Annotated in this window: 21 protein-coding genes; 17 read left to right on the top strand and 4 right to left on the bottom strand. The window is 71.4% G+C overall.

Annotated features, from left to right (window positions below):
* Nucleotides 1-110 precede the first annotated feature (110 nt).
* The 14 genes from C0010_RS04460 (at nucleotide 111) to C0010_RS04400 (ending at nucleotide 15107) form a co-directional block, all read left to right on the top strand.
* Nucleotides 111-1175, top strand: coding sequence for an AI-2E family transporter (locus tag C0010_RS04460; RefSeq protein WP_105565850.1), 1065 nt, complete (start codon nucleotides 111-113; stop codon nucleotides 1173-1175).
* Between the two features lie 39 nt (nucleotides 1176-1214).
* Complete coding sequence (gene hemE, locus C0010_RS04455; protein ID WP_105565849.1) at nucleotides 1215-2243, top strand: uroporphyrinogen decarboxylase; 1029 nt, start codon at nucleotides 1215-1217, stop codon at nucleotides 2241-2243.
* Complete coding sequence (locus tag C0010_RS04450; RefSeq protein ID WP_105565848.1) at nucleotides 2243-3904, top strand: protoporphyrinogen/coproporphyrinogen oxidase; 1662 nt, start codon at nucleotides 2243-2245, stop codon at nucleotides 3902-3904. Before hemE ends, C0010_RS04450 begins: the two co-directional genes overlap by 1 nt.
* A gap of 139 nt (nucleotides 3905-4043) precedes the next feature.
* Entirely contained in the window at nucleotides 4044-4364 is a 321-nt protein-coding gene (locus tag C0010_RS04445; RefSeq protein ID WP_158685303.1) for a hypothetical protein, read from the top strand.
* A complete protein-coding gene (locus tag C0010_RS04440) occupies nucleotides 4364-4789 on the top strand; it encodes a phage holin family protein (RefSeq protein ID WP_105565846.1) in 426 nt (141 codons plus the stop codon). Before C0010_RS04445 ends, C0010_RS04440 begins: the two co-directional genes overlap by 1 nt.
* The gene (locus tag C0010_RS04435; protein ID WP_105565845.1) at nucleotides 4779-5057 is read left to right on the top strand and encodes a hypothetical protein; all 279 of its coding nucleotides are present in this window, start codon (nucleotides 4779-4781) and stop codon (nucleotides 5055-5057) included. Before C0010_RS04440 ends, C0010_RS04435 begins: the two co-directional genes overlap by 11 nt.
* A 222-nt stretch (nucleotides 5058-5279) precedes the next feature.
* On the top strand, nucleotides 5280-5969 hold the full coding sequence (gene hemQ, locus C0010_RS04430; RefSeq protein WP_105565844.1) for a hydrogen peroxide-dependent heme synthase: 690 nt from the start codon (nucleotides 5280-5282) through the stop codon (nucleotides 5967-5969).
* Nucleotides 5966-6961 (top strand): hydroxymethylbilane synthase, encoded by a 996-nt coding sequence (gene hemC / locus C0010_RS04425; protein ID WP_105565843.1) that lies wholly within the window; start codon nucleotides 5966-5968, stop codon nucleotides 6959-6961. The genes hemQ and hemC overlap by 4 nt, the downstream gene beginning before the upstream one ends.
* A gap of 5 nt (nucleotides 6962-6966) precedes the next feature.
* Nucleotides 6967-7842, top strand: a complete 876-nt coding sequence (locus C0010_RS04420) for a uroporphyrinogen-III synthase (RefSeq protein WP_105565842.1) — start codon at nucleotides 6967-6969, stop codon at nucleotides 7840-7842.
* Complete coding sequence (gene hemB / locus C0010_RS04415; RefSeq protein WP_105565841.1) at nucleotides 7839-8822, top strand: porphobilinogen synthase; 984 nt, start codon at nucleotides 7839-7841, stop codon at nucleotides 8820-8822. Before C0010_RS04420 ends, hemB begins: the two co-directional genes overlap by 4 nt.
* Nucleotides 8823-8876: 54 nt before the next feature.
* Nucleotides 8877-9014: a hypothetical protein gene (locus C0010_RS14890; protein WP_158685302.1), complete on the top strand. Its 138-nt coding sequence runs from the start codon at nucleotides 8877-8879 to the stop codon at nucleotides 9012-9014.
* A 257-nt stretch (nucleotides 9015-9271) separates the two neighbouring features.
* Nucleotides 9272-11791: a GcvT family protein gene (locus tag C0010_RS04410; protein WP_105565840.1), complete on the top strand. Its 2520-nt coding sequence runs from the start codon at nucleotides 9272-9274 to the stop codon at nucleotides 11789-11791.
* An 82-nt stretch (nucleotides 11792-11873) separates the two neighbouring features.
* Nucleotides 11874-13094 (top strand): glycine cleavage T C-terminal barrel domain-containing protein, encoded by a 1221-nt coding sequence (locus C0010_RS04405; protein ID WP_232531716.1) that lies wholly within the window; start codon nucleotides 11874-11876, stop codon nucleotides 13092-13094.
* Nucleotides 13095-13403: 309 nt separating this feature from the next.
* Complete coding sequence (locus tag C0010_RS04400) at nucleotides 13404-15107, top strand: formate--tetrahydrofolate ligase (protein ID WP_105565839.1); 1704 nt, start codon at nucleotides 13404-13406, stop codon at nucleotides 15105-15107.
* 97 nt (nucleotides 15108-15204) lie between these two features.
* Here the strand turns inward: C0010_RS04400 and C0010_RS04395 are convergent, their stop codons facing one another.
* The 3 genes from C0010_RS04395 to C0010_RS04385 all read right to left on the bottom strand — a co-directional run bounded on the left by C0010_RS04395 (nucleotide 15205) and on the right by C0010_RS04385 (nucleotide 16657).
* A complete protein-coding gene (locus tag C0010_RS04395; protein WP_198410855.1) occupies nucleotides 15205-15669 on the bottom strand; it encodes a 5' nucleotidase, NT5C type in 465 nt (154 codons plus the stop codon).
* Nucleotides 15670-15740: 71 nt separating this feature from the next.
* Nucleotides 15741-16457, bottom strand: coding sequence for a hypothetical protein (locus tag C0010_RS04390; RefSeq protein WP_105565837.1), 717 nt, complete (start codon nucleotides 16455-16457; stop codon nucleotides 15741-15743).
* Nucleotides 16458-16459: 2 nt separating this feature from the next.
* Nucleotides 16460-16657, bottom strand: a complete 198-nt coding sequence (locus C0010_RS04385) for a hypothetical protein (RefSeq protein ID WP_158685299.1) — start codon at nucleotides 16655-16657, stop codon at nucleotides 16460-16462.
* Between the two features lie 195 nt (nucleotides 16658-16852).
* Here C0010_RS04385 and C0010_RS04380 point away from each other — a divergent pair, with 195 nt between their 5' ends.
* The gene (locus C0010_RS04380; protein ID WP_105565835.1) at nucleotides 16853-17299 is read left to right on the top strand and encodes a YbhB/YbcL family Raf kinase inhibitor-like protein; all 447 of its coding nucleotides are present in this window, start codon (nucleotides 16853-16855) and stop codon (nucleotides 17297-17299) included.
* Nucleotides 17300-17368: 69 nt separating this feature from the next.
* Here the strand turns inward: C0010_RS04380 and C0010_RS04375 are convergent, their stop codons facing one another.
* Nucleotides 17369-18163 carry a class I SAM-dependent methyltransferase gene (locus C0010_RS04375; protein WP_105565834.1) on the bottom strand — a complete coding sequence of 265 codons (795 nt, stop codon included), beginning with the start codon at nucleotides 18161-18163 and terminating at the stop codon, nucleotides 17369-17371.
* Nucleotides 18164-18399: 236 nt separating this feature from the next.
* Here C0010_RS04375 and C0010_RS04370 point away from each other — a divergent pair, with 236 nt between their 5' ends.
* Nucleotides 18400-18816: a DUF2255 family protein gene (locus tag C0010_RS04370; protein WP_158685297.1), complete on the top strand. Its 417-nt coding sequence runs from the start codon at nucleotides 18400-18402 to the stop codon at nucleotides 18814-18816.
* Between the two features lie 133 nt (nucleotides 18817-18949).
* Nucleotides 18950-20266, top strand: a complete 1317-nt coding sequence (hemL, locus tag C0010_RS04365) for a glutamate-1-semialdehyde 2,1-aminomutase (protein ID WP_105565932.1) — start codon at nucleotides 18950-18952, stop codon at nucleotides 20264-20266.
* The last annotated feature ends 99 nt before the right edge of the window (nucleotides 20267-20365 follow it).

Here is a 20365-nt window from a genome sequence, read left to right as displayed (position 1 = left end):
TGATTCTACAGCGCGTCGAACCGTTGTTCTGAACGATTCCAGAGAAGCAAGGGTGGCCTTACCTGCTCGGGTCGCCTCGGGAACCGCGTGATCTCGCCTAGATTGTTCGGATGAGCAACGATCGCGCAGCGCAGCGGGGCGGCGCCCTGCCGCCGACCATCCGGATCCTGTTGACGCTGTCGGCCGCCGTCGTCGCGCTCGCGGGCATGTGGGCGGCGCGCGGGCTGATCGGGCCGGCCGCGATCGCGGCCGTCATCGTCATCATCTGCTTCCCGCTCGGTCCGGCTCTCGCCCGCCGCCGCGCGCCGCGCTGGGTGGGGTCGACCGCCGTCATCCTGCTCGGATACGCGATCCTCATCGTGCTGGCGTGGCTGATGGCCTTCGCGATCAGCGAGTTCATCCGGCTCATGACCGATCTCATTCCCGAGGTGACGAAGGTGGTCGACGACGCCGTGGCGCTGGCGACCGACCTCGGCCTCAGCGAATCGATCGGCGATCAGCTCGCGAACGTCTTCAGCGCGGATACGGTGCTGTCGTTCGCCGGCTCGCTGTCGTCCGGCACCATCAACGTGCTGCTCGGCCTCTTCCTGATCTTCGCGTACGTGATCTTCATGAGCGTCGACGGCGCACGCTACGCGCGGGCCGAGGAAGCGTTCGGCGCGAAGATCCGCCCGGTCATGGAGCGGATGCGCGACTACTGCCGAGGGGTGCGCCGCTACTTCGTCGTGAACGCGAGCTTCGGCCTCATCGTCGCGGTGATCGACACGATCGCTCTGATGATCCTCGACGTGCCGATCCCGCTCGTGTGGGGAATCCTCGCGTTCGTCACGAACTTCGTGCCGAACATCGGCTTCGTCCTCGGCCTCGTGCCGCCGGCGGTCATCGCCCTCGTCACGGCCGGCTGGCCGACCGCGCTCATCGTCGTCGCCGTCTACTGCGTCGTGAACGTGACGCTGCAGGTGCTCGTGCAGCCGAAGTTCGTCAGCGACGCCGTCGGCCTCTCTCTCACTCTGAGCTTCTTCTCGGTGCTGTTCTGGACCTTCGTGATCGGGCCCCTCGGCGCCATCCTCGCGGTCCCGCTGACGCTGCTCGTCCGCGCGCTGGTGCTCGAATCCGACCCGTCGTCGAACTGGCTCCGCTGGCTGTCGGGCGACGACTCGGCCGCCCGGAGATAGCGCCGCCGCCTCACAGCCTCCCGGTGGGAGGATGGGCGCATGGCCCACGATGCTCCGCTGCTCGCCGCGCTCAACGGTGATCGCCCCGATACCGCCCCCATCTGGTTCATGCGGCAGGCTGGTCGCTCGCTGCCCGAGTACCGCGAGCTGCGCGTCGGCACCCGGATGCTCGACGCGTGCCTCACGCCCGACCTCGCGGCCGAGATCACGCTGCAGCCGGTGCGCCGCCACGGCGTCGACGCCGGCATCTTCTTCAGCGACATCGTCGTGCCCCTGCGGCTCGCGGGCGTCGAGGTCGAGATCGAGCCGGGCCGCGGCCCGGTCTTCGCCTCGCCCGTGCGGACGCCGGCCGACGTCGAGAAGCTCACGAGCATCGATCCGGATGTCGTGGCCGAGCACGCGGGCCCGATCCGCGACGCGGTCGCCGCGGTCGTCGCCGAACTCGGCGACGTGCCGCTCATCGGCTTCGCCGGCGCACCGTTCACACTTGCGGCGTACCTCGTCGAGGGCGGCCCATCGAAGGAGCACCTGCGCGCCAGGGCCATGATGGCCGGCGACCCCGCGTCGTGGCACAAACTGGCCGGATGGCTCGCGCGCGTCTCGCACGCCTTCCTCGAGGCGCAGATCGGCGCGGGAGCCTCGGCGGTGCAGCTCTTCGACTCGTGGGCAGGCTCGCTCTCGCCCGACTTCTATCGCGAGTACATCCAGCCACACTCGACGACGGCGCTCGCCGGCCACGACGTGCCCGTCATCCACTTCGGCGTCGGCACCGGGCCGTTCCTGGCAGACATGCGCCTCGGCGGCCTGGCCGACGCGGTCGGGGTCGACTGGCGGCTGCCGCTAGACGAAGCCGCCGCGATCGTCGGCGGCGACACGACGCTGCAGGGCAACATCGACCCTGCGATGCTCCAGGCGCCGTGGGAGATCCTCGAGGCCCACGTGCGCGACGTGCTCCGCCGCGGCGAGGCCGCCAGGGCCCACATCGTGAACCTCGGCCACGGCGTGCCGCCGGACACCGACCCGGCGGTGCTGACGCGCATCGTCGATCTCGCCCACGGGGCGGAGTGATGGAGGAGGTCGACCTCGTCGCGCTGCGCGAGCGCGCCGCCGGCATCCGGGTCGCGGTCATCGGCGCGGGCGTCGCCGGGCTCGTGGCCGCCCGCGAGTTCGCCGGGCTCGGCTTCGCCGTCGACGTCTACGAGGCCGACGAGCGGCCGGGCGGCGCCGTGCGCTCCGGCGAGCTCGCCGGGGTGCGCCTCGACTTCGGGGCGGAGAGCTTCGCGACCCGCGGCGGCCACGTGCGGAAGCTGATCGACGAGCTCGGCATCGGCGGCCTCGTCGTCGATGCCGACCCCGGAACGGGCGGCGCGTGGCTCGCGGGCCTGCCCGGCGGCAAGGCGGCGCCGCTCCCGAAGGGAGGGCTGCTCGGCATCCCCGCCTCGCCCTTCGCGCCGGACGTCCGCCGGATCCTCGGAACGGGCGGCGCCCTGAAGGCCTACCTCGCCGACACGCTCAAGCCGGTGCTCACCATCGGCCACGCTCACAGCCTCGGCAGGCTCGTGCGAACGCGCCTCGGCGACGATGTGGCCGACCGGCTCGTCGCCCCGATCACGCACGGGGTGTACTCGGCCGACCCCGACGACATCGATCCGGATGCCGCGGCACCGGGCCTCGGCGCCGCCATCACGAAGACGGGGCGGCTGTTCAGCGCCGTCGACTACCTGCAGGCCGAGCGCCGGGGCGCGGCCAAGGCGCCGGGCGCCGCCGTGCAGGGCATCTCGGGCGGCATGGGCCGGCTCGTCGATGCGCTCGTCGCCGACGCCGAGGCGCAGGGGGTCAGCCTGCGGCTGTCGACGCCCGTCATGCAGCTCGAACGGGAGGGCGACTCCTGGCGCGTGCGCGCCGTCGCGGGGCATCCGGATGCCGCCGATTCCGGGGCCGACGCCGCCAGGGCTCGTGACGCGGACGCGCCGGATGCCGCGGAGGGCGGCCCGCGCGATGACCTCGGTGCCGCGGCGGATGCCGAGCGCGGGGCCGACGCGCCTGCGGGCCCCGGCGAGACCGCCGCGGGGGCGATGGGCGACGCGGCACCGCTCTACGACGCCGTGTTCGTCGCGACGGGCGAAGGCGCGGCGCGCCGCCTCCTCGCCCCGCACGTCGATGGCCTCGACCCCGAACCCGCCCAGCGCGGCCCTGCCGTGGCGGTCGTCACCCTCGTGCTCGACGCCCCGGAGCTCGACGCCGCGCCGCGCGGCACGGGGGTGCTGACCGTCCCCGGATCCTTCCGCGCGAAGGCGCTCACGCAGGCGTCCGCGAAGTGGGCTTGGGTCCGTGAGGCCGCGGGGCCGGGTCGCCACGTCGTCCGGGTGTCGTTCGGTGCCCAGGGCGAGCCTCCCGCGACCGACGGCCTCTCGGAGGCCGATGCCGCCGCGCTGGCGCTCGGCGAGGCCTCCGCAATGCTCGGGGTGGCACTGCCCGCCGAGCGCCTCGTCGCGGCACGCGTCGAGCGATTCGATCAGTCGCAGCCGGCGGCCGCGCTCGGGCGCCGCGCCGCGGTCGACAGGGCGCGCGCGGCGGTTGCGAAGGCTCCCGCGGCGCTGGGCGTCGCAGGAGCCTGGGTCTCGGGAACGGGGCTCGCCCAGGTCGTTCCGGACGCGAAGGCGGAGGCCGCCCGGTTGCGCCACGTGGCGCTGTGGGCGGGCGAGGCCGCGGATGAATCCGCCGGCTGAGACCCGGGCGCGCGAGCGCCGTGACGAGATATTCCAGATCAGGAATGCGACGGGGCCTCTCTCGGGCTATCGTGGTTCGAGTGCAGCTCCGGCCCGATCGGGGCGACATCTTCAGGACCCGACGACGTGAGGAGACCCCATGCGGGGGAAAGTGGGACTCGTGATCGGCCTCGGTGTTGGCTACGTGCTGGGCACTCGTGCCGGGCGCCAGCGCTATGAGCAGATCAAGGCCGGCGCCGAGAAGGTGTGGAACCTCGACCCCGTGCAGAAGCAGGTCGGGCGGGCCAAGGACTTCGCGGCGACGAGCGCCATGAAGCTGCCGCGCATCGCGTGGGTCGGCGTCGTGAACGTCGCCAAGGCCGCCGGCGGACCTGACAAGTCGGCTGGCCAGCGCCTCGACGCCGCGGTCGATGCGGCGGAGGGCGCCGTCGACGACGTCAAGCGGGCGGCGGACGACTGATGGCTCGCCGCGAGAAGTACGACGGGCCGGGCCGCGACCGCGCCGATGACAGCCTGCTCACGCTGATCGGCGAGGTCCCGGAGCTCGTCAAGAGCCTCCTCGTCGCCGAGTGGAACAACGTCAAGGTCTACATCGGCAAGCTCGTCAAGCACGGCGGCTGGACCGCGATCCTCGCCGTCGCCGCCCTGTTCTTCCTGTTCTGGACGATCCCGGCGTTCCTGACGTTCCTGATCATCCTGCTCGACCTGTGGATGCCGCTGTGGGCCTCGGCCCTCATCGTGCTGGGCATCGGCATCGTGTTCATCGCGATCTGCGGCCTCTGGGCGTGGATCGGTCACGTCAAGAAGATCCAGAAGCTGGAGAGCCCGATCGGTGCGGCGAAGACCGACATCGGGATCGTGAAGGAGTTCACGGATGAGTTCTGAGCACCAGGCCACGCCGAAGACGGTCGTTCCGGATGGCATCACCGACCCGGTGCTGAGCGCCCGCGCCGAGCTGAAGGCCGCCCTCGCCGCGATCGAGCTCAAGGCGAACGTCCCGGCCCGCGCGGCCGAGGCGACCGGCGAGAAGGCCGCGCAGGCTCGCGAGTTCGCCAAGCGGGAGCCGGTCGCGGCCGCGATCGTCGCGGTGAGCATCGCCGCGAGCGTCGGAGCCGCCGTCTGGGGTGCCGCCAAGCTCATCGCAAAGGGCTGACCGGCGGGCCGCTGGCACGCCTCCCCACCGCTTCTCGGCCTGCCGCTGCGCGGCCGGCCGAGCCTCGAGCGGCGTGGACCCTGCGGCGTTCTCGTCGTCTGACGGGCGGAGTCCGTCTGCACTCCTCGGCCTTGCGCTGCACGCACCAGCGACCTGCCCGCGGGCCGGCGTCCGGCGGCAGCGCCTGAGCGCACATCCGGCGATGAGTGGGAGAATGTGCCCATGGCCGAGAACGCAACGGAAACGCCCGCGCCCAGCGGAGACAACTTCAGCCTCTTCGCCGTCTGGCGGCGCAATCCGGATGAGCCGGTGCGCGCAGCCGACGAGACCGAGCTCGAGAACATCGTTTCGTTCCTCGCGGAGCGGGGCGTCACGGTGCGCGGCTTCTACGACGTCTCGGGGCTGCGCGCCGACGCCGACCTGATGGTGTGGCTGCACGGCGCCGTGCCCGAGGACATCCAGCGCGCCGTCCGACGCCTGCGCCGCACCGAGCTGCTGAGCCCGCTGCTGCCGACCTGGAACGCCATGTCGGTGCACCGCGACGCCGAGTTCAACAAGGCCCACGTGCCCGGCTACCTGCGCGGCATCGCCCCGAAGGGCTGGCTCACGGTCTACCCGTTCGTCCGCAGCCACGAGTGGTACCTGCTCCCCGACCAGGAGCGCCGCGACATGCTCGCCGGCCACGGTCGCAGGGGCGCCGCATTCACGGGGGTGACGGCCAACACGATGGCGGCGTTCGCGCTCGGCGACTACGAGTGGATGCTGCCGATGGAGTCGGACGAGCTCACCGACCTCGTCGACATGATGCGCGACCTGCGCTACACCGACGCCCGCCGCCACGTGCGCGAGGAGACGCCGTTCTTCACCGGTCGTCGCATCTCGATCGCGGAGATCCCGGAAGTGCTGCAGTGACGGAGCCCATTCGGCTCGGCACGCGGCGCAGCAACCTCGCGATGGCCCAGTCGGGCCAGGTCGCGCGCGCTCTCGAGGTCGCATCCGGACGCACCGTCGAGCTCGTGCCGATCACGAGCGAGGGCGACACCAACAGGGCATCGCTGGCGAGCCTGGGCGGCACGGGGGTCTTCGCGACCCGCCTGCGCGAGGCGCTGCTCGACGATCGATGCGACGTGCTCGTGCACTCGCTCAAGGACCTCCCGACCGCCCCAGCCCCCGGGCTGGTCGTGGCGGGCATGCCGACCAGGGTCGACCCGCGCGACGTCATCATCACGCGCGACGGCACGCCGCTCGAGGAGCTGCCGGCCGGCAGTCGCGTCGGCACCGGCTCGCCGCGCCGCATGGCGCAGGTGCGCCGCGCGAACCCGAGCGTCGAGATCTTCGACCTGCGCGGCAACGTCGACTCCCGGATGGCGCGCGTGCGCGACGGCGAGCTCGACGCGATCGTGCTCGCCGCCGCGGGGCTCGGTCGCCTCGGCGCCGAGATCGACCTGCACGTCGCCCCGCGAGAGCTCGCCGAGTGGCCGACGGCCGCCGGGCAGGGCGTGCTCGCCGTCGAGATCCGGGAGGACGCCCCGGAGCCGCTGCGCACCGCCGTCGCGTCGCTCACCGATCCCGTCACGGCGTTCGCGCAGGAGGTCGAGCGCTCCGCGCTCGCGGGGATCGAGGCAGGGTGCCACGCGCCCGTCGGCATCCACGCGTTCGTCGCGGGCGAGGAGGTCCGCGTGCGGGCCGACGTCTACGCGCCGGATGACGCCGATTCGGTAACGCTTGACGAGCGCTGGCCGATCCCGCCTGGCGTTTTCACAGCCGAAGCGTATAGTCGGGGTTCAGGAAGCGACGAAGCTACCGCCGGCGCGTACCCGCGCGCACGCACCATCGGCAACGATGTTGCGCGTCGGCTGCTCGTTGCAGGGGCGGCCGGCCTGGTAGCCGACAACCCCTCCTGAGACATATGAACCACAACTCCCCCTCTCCCGAAAAGCCCGGCAAGCCCCTCACCGGCTGGCGCGTGCTCGTGCCGCGAGGCGGCCCCTGGGGCGACAGCGTCGCGGCGACCCTGCGCGGCAAGGGCGCGGTGCCCGTGGTGGCCCCGCTGATCAACTTCGCGTCGGTCGACGACACAGGGCCGCTCGAGAAGGCGATCGCCGACCTCGCCGACGGCGCCTTCGACTGGCTCACCATCACGAGCGCCACCACGGTCGACGTGCTGCACTCGTACGGTGCGACGATCCCGAGCACCACGAAGGTGGCGGCGGTCGGCGAGACGACGGCGGCCGCGCTGAAGGCGGTCGGGTACCCCGTCGACCTCGTGCCGGAGCGCGACAACTCGGCGGCGGGCATGGCGAAGCAGATGAACGAGCTCGAGACCGCGCCGCGCCGCGTGCTATCCCTGCGCAGCGAGCTCGCCAAGCCGGTGCTCTCGGTCTCTCTGCAGAAGGCGGGGCACGACGTGTCCAGCATCGTCGCCTACCGCAACATCGGCGTCCCCGCGACGGACAAGGTCGTCAGGGACGTCACGAGCGGTCGCATCAACGCGATCCTCGTCACGAGCGGTTCGGTCGCCGAACAGGTGCGCGAGCAGTTCCCGCGGATCGCGGATGACACGGTCATCGCGGCCATCGGCCCGCGCACGGCGCGCGACGCCGAGCGCGTCGGCCTGCCGATCCAGGTCGTCGCGCCGAAGCAGTCGATCGATTCGCTCATCGAGACGCTCTCCGCGCGCAGCGCGCCGGTGCCGACGGCCGAGGCGCTCGCGGTTCCGCCGACGGTCGAGCTCTCTGTCGACGACGTGCGGGAGCTGCGCGCCGCGAGCGGGTCCCGCCGGTGAGCTTCCCGACGCACCGGCCGCGCCGCGCCCGCCAGTCGGCGCCCGTGCGCCGCCTGATGCGCGAGACCCACCTCGTCCCCTCGCAGCTCGTGCTGCCGATGTTCGTACGCGAGGGCATCGCAGAGCCCCAGCCGATCTCGGCGATGCCCGGCGTCGTGCAGCACTCCATGGACTCCCTGCGCCGCGCCGTGACGGAGGCGGCTGAGGCCGGCCTCAGCGGCGTCATGCTGTTCGGCGTGCCGAGCGTGCGCGACGCGACCGGATCCGCCGCCGACGACCCGGACGGCATCCTGAACGTCGCGACGACCGCGGTCGCCGAGGAGGTCGGCGACGCGCTCGTCGTGCAGACCGACCTCTGCCTCGACGAGTTCACCGATCACGGTCACTGCGGCGTGCTCACGCCGTCCGGGGCCGTCGACAACGACGCCACGCTCGAGCGCTACGCCTCGATGGCGCTCGCGCAGGCCAGGGCCGGCTCGCAGCTGCTCGGGCTCAGCGGCATGATGGACGGCCAGACCGGCGTCGTGCGGGAGGCGCTCGACGAGGCCGGATTCACCGACACCCTGATCATGGCGTACTCGGCCAAGTACGCCGGCGCGTTCTACGGCCCGTTCCGCGAGGCGGTCGATTCGCAGCTCACCGGCGATCGCCGCGCGTACCAGATGGACGCGGCGAACGCCCGCGAGGGCGTGCGGGAGGCGATCCTCGACGTCGAAGAGGGCGCCGATGCCGTGATGGTCAAGCCGGGCCTGCCCTACCTCGACGTGCTCGCCGAGGTGCGAGCCTCCGTCGACGTGCCGGTGTGGACGTACCAGGTCTCGGGCGAGTACTCGATGGTTGAGGCGGCCGCCGAGCGCGGTTGGATCGACCGCCGCGCGACCATCCTCGACTCGCTCACGGCGTTCCGCCGCGCGGGCGCCGACACGATCCTCACGTACTGGGCGACCGAGGCCGCCGGCTGGCTGCGCGAGCAGCTGTAGCCGCCCCGCCCGCCATCGGCGGGCCACCGCCCGGCGAACCCGAGGAGCCCTGGCATGATCGAGGAGGAACCGCGCGAAAACGTCCTCGATCGTGCGGAATCTCCTCGTTTTCGTTGCGGCGGTGCGGGGGTGATGGAGCCTCGGCGCTGTCCGGTGCGTGGGCTGGTCGTCGAGGAGGCGCGGCAGAACTGAGGACGTTCGGCAGCATCGAGGAGGAATCGGGCGAAAACGTCCTCGATCGTGCGGATTCTCCTCGTTCCGGCCGCGCCCTCGCGCGCGCGACGCCGCCGTCGCGCGGTGCCCGCGGAGGCCACAGACGACACGCCGAAAATCGGTGCCTCCGCGCTCTTCCGTTCGGGAGGGACGCGGGGGTAGATTGCCCGGAACATGAGGGAGCGACGGAGGTTTCTCCGCCGTTCCCCGGCTGGTCGCTGTCGGAGGAGATGGTGATGGGTTCAGTTCCGGAACGGGCCTCGATCGTCGTGATCGGGGCGGGCATCGTCGGCAGCGCGCTCGTGCGCCACCTGGCCGAACTGGGCGAGCGGGACATCCTGCTGATCGACAAGGGCCCGCTGCCGGATCCGGGCGGATCGACCGGCCACGCGTCGAACTTCGTCTTCCCCGTCGACCACTCGCGCGAGATCACCGACCTGACGCTCGACTCGATGCGCCAGTACGACGAGCTCGGCGTGCTCATCGGTTCGGGCGGCGTCGAGGTCGCGCGCACGCCCGAGCGGCTGCAGGAGTTCACGCGCCGAATGTCGTCGGCCGAGTCCTGGGGCGTCGAGGCGGAGCTCGTGTCGCCGGCCCGCATCCGGGAGCTCGTGCCGTACGTGCGGGAGGACCTCCTGCTCGGCGGTTTCCACACGCCGTCCGGCGCGATCGTCGACGCCGTCCGGGCGGGCGAGATGCTCCGCGCCCGGGCCGAGGAGCTGGGCGCTCTCGCTGTCGCCCCCGAGACCGAGGTGACGGGCATCGACACGGCGCCGTCGGCATCCGGGCCCCGCGTCAGCCGCGTGCGGACCGATCGCGGCGACGTCGAGACCGAGCTCGTCGTGATCGCGTGCGGCGTCTGGAGCCCGCGCATCGCCGAGATGGCGGGCGCGACGATCCCGCTCACGCCGGCCGTGCACCAGATGGCTGACTACGGCCCGATCCCGCAGCTGGCGGCGACGGGCGAGGCGATCTCGATGCCGCTGCTGCGCGACATGGACGCCAAGATGTACGAGCGGCAGCGGGGCGCCGACCTCGAGATCGGCTCCTACGCGCACCGCCCCCTGCTGCATCGGCCCGGCGACATTCCCCCGCTCGGGGCCGGGCCTCAGACGTCCCCCACCAGGATGCCCTTCAGCGAGGCCGATTTCGCACCGCAGCTCGCGACGGCGTTCGAGCTGTTCGGCGAGCTCCTCGACCAGCCGGGCGTCGAGCGGCAGGACGCGATCGACGGGCTCCTGTCGATCACGCCCGACGGCTCGCCCGTGCTCGGCGAGACGGCCGAGGTCGCGGGGCTCTGGTCCGCCGCCGCCGTGTGGATCAAAGAGGGACCCGCGGTCGGGCGGGCGCTCGCCGAGCGGATCGTCGCGGGCCACAGCGAGATCGACATCGACGGCGCCGACGTCGCGCGCTTCCCGCAGCACGCCCGTTCGCGGCAGTTCGTCGAGCGGCGCAGCGCCGAGGGCTTCCCGAAGATCTACGGCATCAGCCACCCGCGCGAGCAGTACGCCTCCGAGCGGCCCATGCGCACCTCGCCGCTGCACACGCGCACCTCCGCGCTCGCGGCCGAGTACTACGACGCATCCGGATGGGAGAGGCCGCAGTGGTACGGCGCGAACGCCGCGCTCCTGGGCGACTACGCGGAGCGCATCGGCGACCGCACCCACGAATGGGACCAGCGCTGGTGGTCGCCGATCATCGAGGCCGAGCACCTCGCGATGCGCGACCGCGCCGCGATGTTCGACCTCTCGGCGTTCGCCGTCTTCGACGTCACCGGGCCGGGGGCGCTCGCGTTCCTCGAACGGATGGCCGCGAATCGCGTCGACCGCCCCGTCGGCACCGCCGTCTACACCCCCATGCTCGACCCGGCCGGCCGGTTCGCCGCCGACCTCACGATCATCCGGATGGGCGAGAACGAGTTCCAGGTGATCACGGGAGCGAACGACGGCCCGCGCGACCTGGCGCGGCTGCGCCGCCACGCGAGAGCCGACGTCCGCGTCGTCGACAGGACATCCGGCACCTCGGCCATCGGCCTGTGGGGGCCGCGCGCCCGCGACAGCGCGCAGCGCGTCGTCGACGCCGACCTCTCGCACGAGGCGTTCGGCTTCGCGACGGCGCAGGAAGTTTCGCTCGGCGGCGTGCCGGCGACGATGCTCCGCATCTCGTACGTCGGCGAGCTCGGCTGGGAGATCCACGTCCCCGCCGAGTACGCAGCCGCGGCCTGGGACCGCCTCTGGGCGGCCGGCCGCGACGACGGCGTGATCGCCGCGGGCGCCGGCGTGTACGGCACGACGGGCCGCATCGAGAAGGCGTTCCGCCTGATGGGCGCCGAGCTGACGGCCGACCGCGGCCCCGTCGAGGCGGGGCTCGCGATGCCGCGCGTCAAGGACGCGGACTTCATCGGGCGCGAGGCGTACCTCGCGGAGCGCGCGGCGGCGCCCGTCGCCGAGCTCGTCACGCTCGCGATGGTCGAGCCGCTGGCGCCCGCAGCACACTTCCCCACGGGCGGCGAGCCCGTGCAGGAGCCGGACGGGACCCCGATCGCTGATGCGCGGGGCATCCGGAGCTATGTCACGAGCGCGGGGCCCGGCCCCTCGCTCGGCAGGTACCTCATGCTGGCGTACCTGCCGCCCGAGCGCGCCGAGGTCGGCGCGCGGCTGAGCGTCGACTATCTCGGTCGGCGCCACCCCGTCGAGGTCGTGTCGCACGGCCGCGCCGGGGCGTTCGATCCGGATGGGCTGCGCATGCGGTCCTGAGCGCTTCGAACCACTTCCGCGGGGCCGTGACCCGGCCTCTTGCGGCGGCAGAATCCAGGCCCCAACCTGGAATGAGATGGATGTGTCGACTGAGGAGGTCATCATGTCTGTGAACCCGGATCCCCGGATCCTGCTGTACCCGAGGCTGAAGAAGTCACCCTTCTTCCACAGCTCCCGCGAGCACGGCGTCGCGATGTACAGCGTCTACAACCACACCTACCACCCGCGCCACTACGGCGACCCCGTCGCCGAGTACTGGGCGCTGCTGAACGGCGTCACCCTCTGGGACGTCGGCGTCGAGCGCCAGATCGAGATCACGGGGCCCGACGCGTTCACCTTCACGAACATGCTCGTGCCGCGCGATCTGTCGAAGTGCGCCGTCGGGCAGTGCAAGTACGTGTTCCTGACCGATCAGGACGGCGGCATCATCAACGACCCGGTGCTGCTGCGCCTCGGCGAGAATCACTTCTGGCTCTCGCTCGCCGACTCCGATGTGCTGCTGTGGGCCCGCGGGCTCGCGATCAACTCGGGTCTCGACGTCGACATCCGGGAGGCGGATGTCGGCCCCGTGCAGGTGCAGGGCCCGCTCTCGGGCGCACTCATGAGCGAGGTGTTCGGCGCCGACGTGCTCGACATCGGCTACTACTGGCTGCGCGAGTACGAGCTCGACGGCATGCAGCTGGTCGTCTCGCGCACGGGGTACACCGCCGAGCTGGGCTTCGAGGTCTACGTCAAGAACGCCAGTCGCGACGCCGGCCAGCTGTGGAACACCATCTGGGAGGCGGGCAAGGCCTTCGACCTGAAGGTGATCGGCCCGTGCCACATGCGCCGGATCGAGGCGGGCATCCTGTCGTACGGCTGCGACATCACGCTCGACACCAACCCATACGAGGTCGGGATGGGATACGACTGGATGGTCGACGTCGACCAGGAGGCCGACTTCATCGGCAAGGAGGCGCTGCGGCGCATCAAGGCCGAGGGCGTCAGCCGCCGGATGGTCGGGCTCGAGATCGGCGGCGACCGGCTCGGCACGTTCAACGACGGGTCCATGATCGAAGAGTTCACGGTGCTCGACGGCGAGATGCCCGTCGGCAACGTCACGAGCGCGTGCTTCTCGCCGCGGCTCGAGAAGAACATCGGCCTCGCCATGGTGCCTGTCGGCCTCGGCGAGGTGGGGCAGGAGCTGCTCGTCGCGACCCCCGCGGGAATCGTTCCCGCAACGGTCGTGCCGAAGCCGTTCATGGACCCCACCAAGGACACACCGAAGCAGGCCTTCGACACGGACCGCGTGGCGGAGGCGTAGGCCTAGCGGAGGGCGGCACCGCGCGTCGGTGTCGCCCACACCCCACGGTTCCCGTCGCAGATATCGCGCTTCCCATGGCGTGCAGAGCGCGTCCGTTGCGACGGGAGCGGTGGGGCGGTGAGGTCGACGCGGTCGGTGGTGCACGGCAGGTGCGGAGCAAGCGGCCGCGGTCGCAGATATCGCGCTTCCGATGGCGTGCCGAGCGCGTCCGTTGCGACGGGAGCGGCTGTGCGCGGCATTCGGCGCCGGCTCTGGACATCCGGGGCCGGCGCCACCAGGGTGGGGAAGACCGGATGAGGAGGCAGCTCGATGGCGAGTGCGGGAAAGCGGCTGAACAGCCTGGAGATCGCGGCACGGGCAGAGCTCAAGCCGATCGGCGAGATCGCCGACGCGCTGGGCCTGGCGGAGCACGTCGAGCAGTACGGGAAGGGCGTCGCGAAGGTCGACCTCGCGGCGATCGACGCGCTGAAGGACCGCCCGCCCGCGAAGTACGTGCTGGTCACGGCCGTGACTCCGACACCGCTCGGCGAGGGCAAGACGACCACGACCGTCGGGCTCGGCCAGGGCCTGCAGCACATCGGCCGCCGCGCCGTGCTCTCGCTGCGGCAGCCGTCGCTCGGCCCCGTGATGGGGATCAAGGGCGGAGGCGCGGGTGCGGGGCTCAGCCAGGTGGTGCCGATGGAGCGGCTGAACCTGCACCTTACGGGCGACATCCACGCGGTCGCGTCCGCCCACAACCAGCTCGCGGCTCAGGTCGACAACCACCTGATGAGGGGCGCGCCATCCGGTCTCGACCCCGCCCGCACGACGTGGCGCCGCACGGTCGACATCAACGATCGCGGGCTGCGCGACATCGTGACGGGCCTCGGCGCCGGCAACGGCACGGTGCGGCAGACGGGCTTCGACATCACGGCCGCGAGCGAGGTGATGACGGCGCTGTCGCTGTCGAGGTCGCTGCACGACCTGCGTGCCCGACTGGGCCGCATCGTCGTGGGCTTCACGCGTGACGGAGACCCCGTCACGGCGGAGGACGTGCGCGCGGCGGGCGCCATGACGGTGCTGCTGAAGGACGCTATCCGGCCCAATCTCATGCAGACGATCGAGCACACGCCCGTGCTCGTGCACTGCGGGCCGTTCGGGAACATCGCGACGGGCAACTCGTCGGTCGTCGCCGACCTGATCGGCAGCCGCGCCGCCGAGTTCCTCATCACGGAGGCCGGGTTCGCGAGCGACATGGGCGCAGAGCGCTTCTTCAACATCAAGTGCCGCGTCTCGGGCTTGAAGCCGGATGCCGCGGTCGTCGTCACGACCGTCCGGGCGCTGAAGGCGCACTCGGGCAAGCACCGGATCGTGGCGGGCCGAGACCTGCCGCCCGAGCTGTTCGACGAGAGCCCGGATGACGTGCGCGCCGGTGCCGACAACCTGCGGCATCACATCGGCATCGTGAGGCGGCACGGCGTGCCGGTCGTCGTCGCGGTCAACGCGTTCGCCGATGACCACGCGAGCGAGCACGACGCCATCCGGCAGATCGCCGCCGAGGAGGGCGTGCGCTGCGCCGTCTCGACCCACGTGGCCGACGGCGGGGCGGGCGCGACCGAGCTGGCGCTGCTGGTGACCGAGGCGGCCGACGAGCCGTCGAGCTTCGAGTTCCTGTACCGCTCGGAGGACGCGCTCGAGGACAAGGTGCGCGCGATCGCGACGGAGGTCTACGGCGCCGACGGCGTCGACTTCAGCGCCGCGGCTGCGCGCGACCTGGCCGAGTTCACGCGGCAGGGTTTCGGGCACCTGCCGGTCTGCATCGCGAAGACCCACCTCTCGCTCTCGGCCGACCCGACGCTGAAGGGGGCGCCGAAGGGCTGGCGCCTCCCCGTGCGCGAGGTGCGCCTCTCGGCCGGCGCGGGCTTCGTCTACCTGATCTGCGGAACGATGCAGACGATGCCGGGCCTCGGCTCGACGCCGGCTGCGGAGCAGATCGACATCGACGAGGACGGGAACACGGTGGGGTTGTACTAGGCAATCCGCGCGGCTTCGTCTGACGCGCACGGCCGTTCTTGAGCGCCGAGAACGGCCATGCGCGTCATCTGAACAGGAGGTCAGCGCGGTTGGTTGCTCAAGCGCGCCCGCGCAGATATCGGACGACATCCGGCCACGTGCGGTGCTCATCGGTCTGGCCGAAGGGCACGACCTCGCCCTCGAAGCGATCGGCCCCGTTGTGACCTGGCCGATCGTCGACGAGGAAGTCGCCGCGGTTCAGGTGCTTGTGGTGTGACAGGATCAGCCTCTTGTATGCGGGTGACCCTGGGTCGATTCCGAAGTGGATCTGCACCCATTCGACCTTGTGCTGCCACGCGGAGGGGTTGCCCCACGGCGCCGTCGACAGGATGTACGTGTCGAAGAGGTCTGCCAGCTCGTGGAACGCGTCGATGGCACCGGGCATGGGTGGCATGAGAGCGAAGAGGCCGGGCAGTTCGTCCTCGCGTCCGCGGAACCGGTTGCGCACGGCGGGGTCGACGCCGTCCAGACGCGCGCTGAAGTCGACGAGCGTATTGTCCATGTCGATGTAGAGGGTCTTCATACGGGCTCCTTCGTTCATGGTGAGGCGTCGTTCTCATCCTGCCGCCGCTCTCCGACGCCGAGGTCCGCCGCTCAGTACTCGCGCAGCACGTCGGAGTTTTCGGGAGGTTTGGCGCCGTCAGGTGGTTCGACTTTCCAACCGTGCACGCGCAACTCCCCGGCGACCTCGTGCGGAAAGTCGCGTGCGACTGTTCGGGCCTGGCGCCGCCGCGCGGCTTCGCGCCCGGCGGCGAGCGTGTTTCGCGAGCCAGGAAGCGCATCGAAGCCGCAATCCTCAATGAGGAACTGGAGGAAGTCTTCGAGCACGGGGCGGAACCGTCGGCCCCCTGTGGTGAAGTGCAGGTCTTGGAGGGACCGTGGGGCGCCCTCGTTCTTCGTGCCCAAGCTCGTGCGAGCGAGGGCGTATGACAGATCGCCACGCTCGGCGTGGAACTGCCAATGCGCTACGGGGGCGCGCGTATTGCGTCGTTGATACTCGAGTCTGACGATCGGGGCGTCGCGCAGACCTCGGTGTGCGGTCAGTAAGCTCATCCGCAGCTCATCGATGCGGAGGTGGCCGTCATGCGAGGCGTCGACCATCGCGTAGAACGTCCAATGTGCAACGATCTGCCCGTGCGCACGGAGCGGCATCTTGAGCAGGGATTCTTTGCCACCAGGGTCGTAGGCCGAGACGAGGATCCGCGACGCACCCTCGGCATGCTGCGCGCGGATATTGGGCTCGCAGTCGAAGACGGATCGGATCGTGAGATCAAGCTCGGCCGCGAACTGCTGCGCTTGCCCGACGAGCACGATCAGTCGGTGAGCTCGTCGGCACCCAACAGATACGCGATCGAATCCAGTTCGTCGCGGATGGCCCAGTCGGCATCGCTGAAAGCGCGTCGCCGGGAGCGCTCGACGAACTCTTCGTACGTGTTGAGCCCCACTTCGGCGAGCAGGTCAGACCTGCGGGCTTCGAGGTCGTGGCGCTTGAGTTCGATCACGGGTGCCATCGTCGGATCCTTCCGGTCGGTGAGTTCATCCGATTTCATCGCGAACCACTGACATTCGCAGAGTACCGCGTGATGCTGAGCGCGGACGGCGCTGACGAATGTGATCCATGATCAGAACTGAATCGATGGACAACGCGCCTCGGCTCTGATCTCAGGCATGATCGAAAAGGACCCATCGACGCAGAGGAGAACCCCATGGCCTTCCCCGGAACGATCACCGTCACGACTCCCGACTTCGCTGACCGCACGCGCATGCCCGACCGGTTCGCCGCCGAGCACGAGGACGTCGCACCCGTCATCGAGGTGTCGGGCGTGCCCGCGGAAACCGTCGAGCTCGCGCTGATCTGCCACGACCCCGACGCCCCTATTCCGCACGGGTGGACGCACTGGACCGTCTTCGGCATCGCGCCTGACCAGGCGACGCTCACGGCCGCATCCGGTCGCGAGGGCGTCACAACGAAGGGCGAGGCCGGCTACTCCGGACCGTTGCCCCCGGCCGGCCACGGCGACCACAGCTATTACTTCTGGGTCTACGCCCTGAGCCGCCGCGTCGAGGGCGAACCGACCCGCGAGGAGTTCCTGCGCGACTACGCCGACGCCGTCATCGAGCAGAACCGCGTCGTCGGGTCGTACTCGCGCTGACGCGCGCTTCGTATGACGCGGATTGCCGTTCTCGCGCGAAGAAACGGTAATCCGCGTCATACGAAGGCGTTACGGCACCCGGCAGACCAGCTCCGTGTGAAGGAGTGAGAACCAGCCATCGTCATCCGCCGCCCAGCGCTTCCAGCCCTCGCTGATCTCGCGCAGCTCATCCGGTGTCGCGAGCCCGGATGACGTGAGCTGGCGGGCGATCGCGGAGTCGACGATGCGATCGGCCCACATGCCGCCCCACCATGCGCGGGTCTCGGGCGTCGCGTAGCACCAGGTGCTCGTGGTGGCGGTGACATCGCTCAGGTCGGCGGCGTGCGCCCAGGAGAGCAGTCGGCGCCCGGCATCCGGTTCGCCGCCGTTCGCTCGGGCTGCCTCCTTGTACAGCTCGAGCCACGTGTCGAGCTCGGGCAGCTGCGGCCACCAGCAGAACCCGCCGTAGTCGCTGTCGCGCACCGCGATGATGCCGCCGGGGCGCGTGACGCGCGCCATCTCGCGGAGCGCCTGCACCGGGTCGGCGACGTGCTGCAGCACCTGGTGGGCATGCGCGACGTCGAAGCTGTCGTCGGCGAACGGGAGTGCGTGCACGTCGGCGACCACGAAGTCGATGTTGCTGACCCCGCGGCCGACGGCCTCCGTGCGGCTCAGTTCGAGGGCATCCGGGGTGATCTCGGTCGCCGTGACCTCCGCGACGACGCCGGCGAGGTCGGCCGTGATGGTGCCGGGGCCCGCGCCGACGTCGAGCAGACGATCGGTCGGGCGCAGGTGGGGGAGCAGGTAGCCGGCCGAGTTCTCGGCGGTGCGCGAGCGGTGCGACCGCAGGACGGATTCGTGGTGGCCGTGCGTGTAACTCGCCATGGGGTTCCTTCCGGATGGTGACGTCCCACCATCGTCGCGTGCGCGGCCGCCCGGCGGAAGGCCGCCGTTCCCACCCCGGGGCGCACGCTGGCCGGCGCCGCCACTCCCGTGACGCGGATCGACCTCCGCACGCGGTCGGAAGGTCGATTCGCGTAACCGGAGTGTGTGAGGGGCGGGTCACCCGGGCGGGAGGCGGAGCGGCCCACAGCAACTGCGACCCGCGGTACCGTCGTGCCATGGGCTTCGCAGGCGTGGTGAAACTGCTGGATGAGACGAAGGTCGTCGCGGTCGTGACGACGCGGCAGAACGGCGACCCGGTCGCGACGCCGATCTGGTCGATGGTCATCGACGGGGTGCCGTACGTCCGCTCCGTCTTCGGCGAGACGGCGTGGTGGTACAAGCACGTCGTGGCCGGCCGCCCCGTCGCGTTCGTCGACGGCGACGGGAGCATCGCCGAGCGCGACCGCGACGCCGCGCTCGTGCTGCCGCGCGTCGACGTCGCGCTCGAGCCGGTGCCGGCGGACGACCCGGTGCAAGGCGCGATCGATGCGGAGATCGAGCGCAAGTACGAGGGCGCGAGCCGCTCGTCGGTCGACGCGATGCTGGCCGAGACGGCGATCGCCTGCACCTTCCGGGTCGACCCGCGGGCCTGAGGCGCGCTCCGCCCCGGCGGCGGCAGAAAATGCCGCGCACTGCTCTGAGATCGTGGGATCAGCGCACTTCGCGGCATTCTCAGTGCGCGGCGGCATCGGCGACCGTGCGGCGGCCGTCGGGAAGAATGGGACCATGACGGATCGCAATGAGGAACTGTTCGCCCGTGCCCGGCAGGTCATCCCCGGTGGTGTGAACTCGCCCGTCCGGGCGTACGGCTCGGTGGGCGGGGCTCCGCGCTTCCTCCAGTCGGCGCGCGGCGCGTACGTGACCGACGCCGGCGGCCGCGAGTACGTCGATCTCGTCGCGACGTGGGGCCCCGCCCTGCTCGGGCACGCGCATCCGGATGTCGTGGCCGCGGTGCAGGAGGCGGCCGCGCGCGGGCTGTCGTTCGGCGCACCGACCGAGGCGGAATCGCGCCTCGCGGAACTGATCGCGCAGCGCGTGACGGCCGGCGGCCTCAGCCCCGTGGAGGAGGTGCGCCTCGTCTCGACCGGCACCGAGGCGACGATGACGGCCATTCGGCTCGCCCGCGGCGCGACCGGCCGCGACCTGCTCGTGAAGTTCGACGGCAACTACCACGGCCACTCCGACGGCCTGCTCGCGGCCGCCGGCTCGGGCGTCGCGACGCTCGCTCTGCCCGGCACCGCGGGCGTGCCGGAGGCGGTTGCGGCGCAGACCCTCGTCGTGCCCTACGGCGACCTCGACGCCGTGCGCGAGGTGTTCGCGGCCCACGGCGAGCGGATCGCCGCGATCATCGTCGAGGCCGCCCCAGCCAACATGGGCGTCGTCGAGGCGCCCGTCGGCTTCAACGCCGGCCTCGCCGACATCGCCCACGGCGCGGGTGCGCTCCTGATCGTCGACGAGGTGCTCACGGGCTTCCGCGTGCACCCCGCGGGAAACTGGGGCCTGCAGGTCTCCGGAGGCGAAGCGTACGAGCCCGACCTGTTCACGTTCGGCAAGGTCGTCGGCGGCGGGATGCCGCTGGCGGCGCTGGGCGGCAGACGCTCCGTCATGGAGGAGCTCGCGCCGTCGGGCCCGGTCTACCAGGCCGGCACGCTCTCGGGGAACCCGCTCTCGGTCGCCGCGGGCATCGCGACGCTCGAGCGCGCGACCGACGACGTCTACGCGCACCTCGACCGCGCCGCCGACCTCGTCACGGAGGCGCTGACCGACGCGCTCGCCGCGGAGGGCGTCGCCCACTCCATCTCCCGGGTCGGCTCGCTCTTCGGCATCGCGTTCTCGGAGCAGAAGCCGGTCTCGTACGACGACGCGAAGGCCCAGGACGCGCACCGCTTCACGTCGTTCTTCCACGCGATGCTCGACGCGGGCGTGAACCTGCCGCCGAGCGTGTACGAGGCCTGGTTCGTCACCGCCGCCCACGACGACGCGGCGCTGGCGCGGATCGCCGATGCGCTCCCCGCGGCGGCGAAGGCGGCCGCCGCGGCCTGAGGGGTCGCGCGGGCGGACAGGTGGTCGCTCCAACCCGGATGCGCGGACCCGTCGGTGACGGAGCAGGCGCCCGGCCCCTGCGGCGGCGTTCTTCCACGG

This window comes from Microbacterium halophytorum, from assembly GCF_002970975.1.
Lineage (GTDB): Bacteria > Actinomycetota > Actinomycetes > Actinomycetales > Microbacteriaceae > Microbacterium > Microbacterium halophytorum.
Note: the sequence above shows the minus strand (reverse complement) of the source record. Positions and strands in the feature narration are given on the sequence as shown.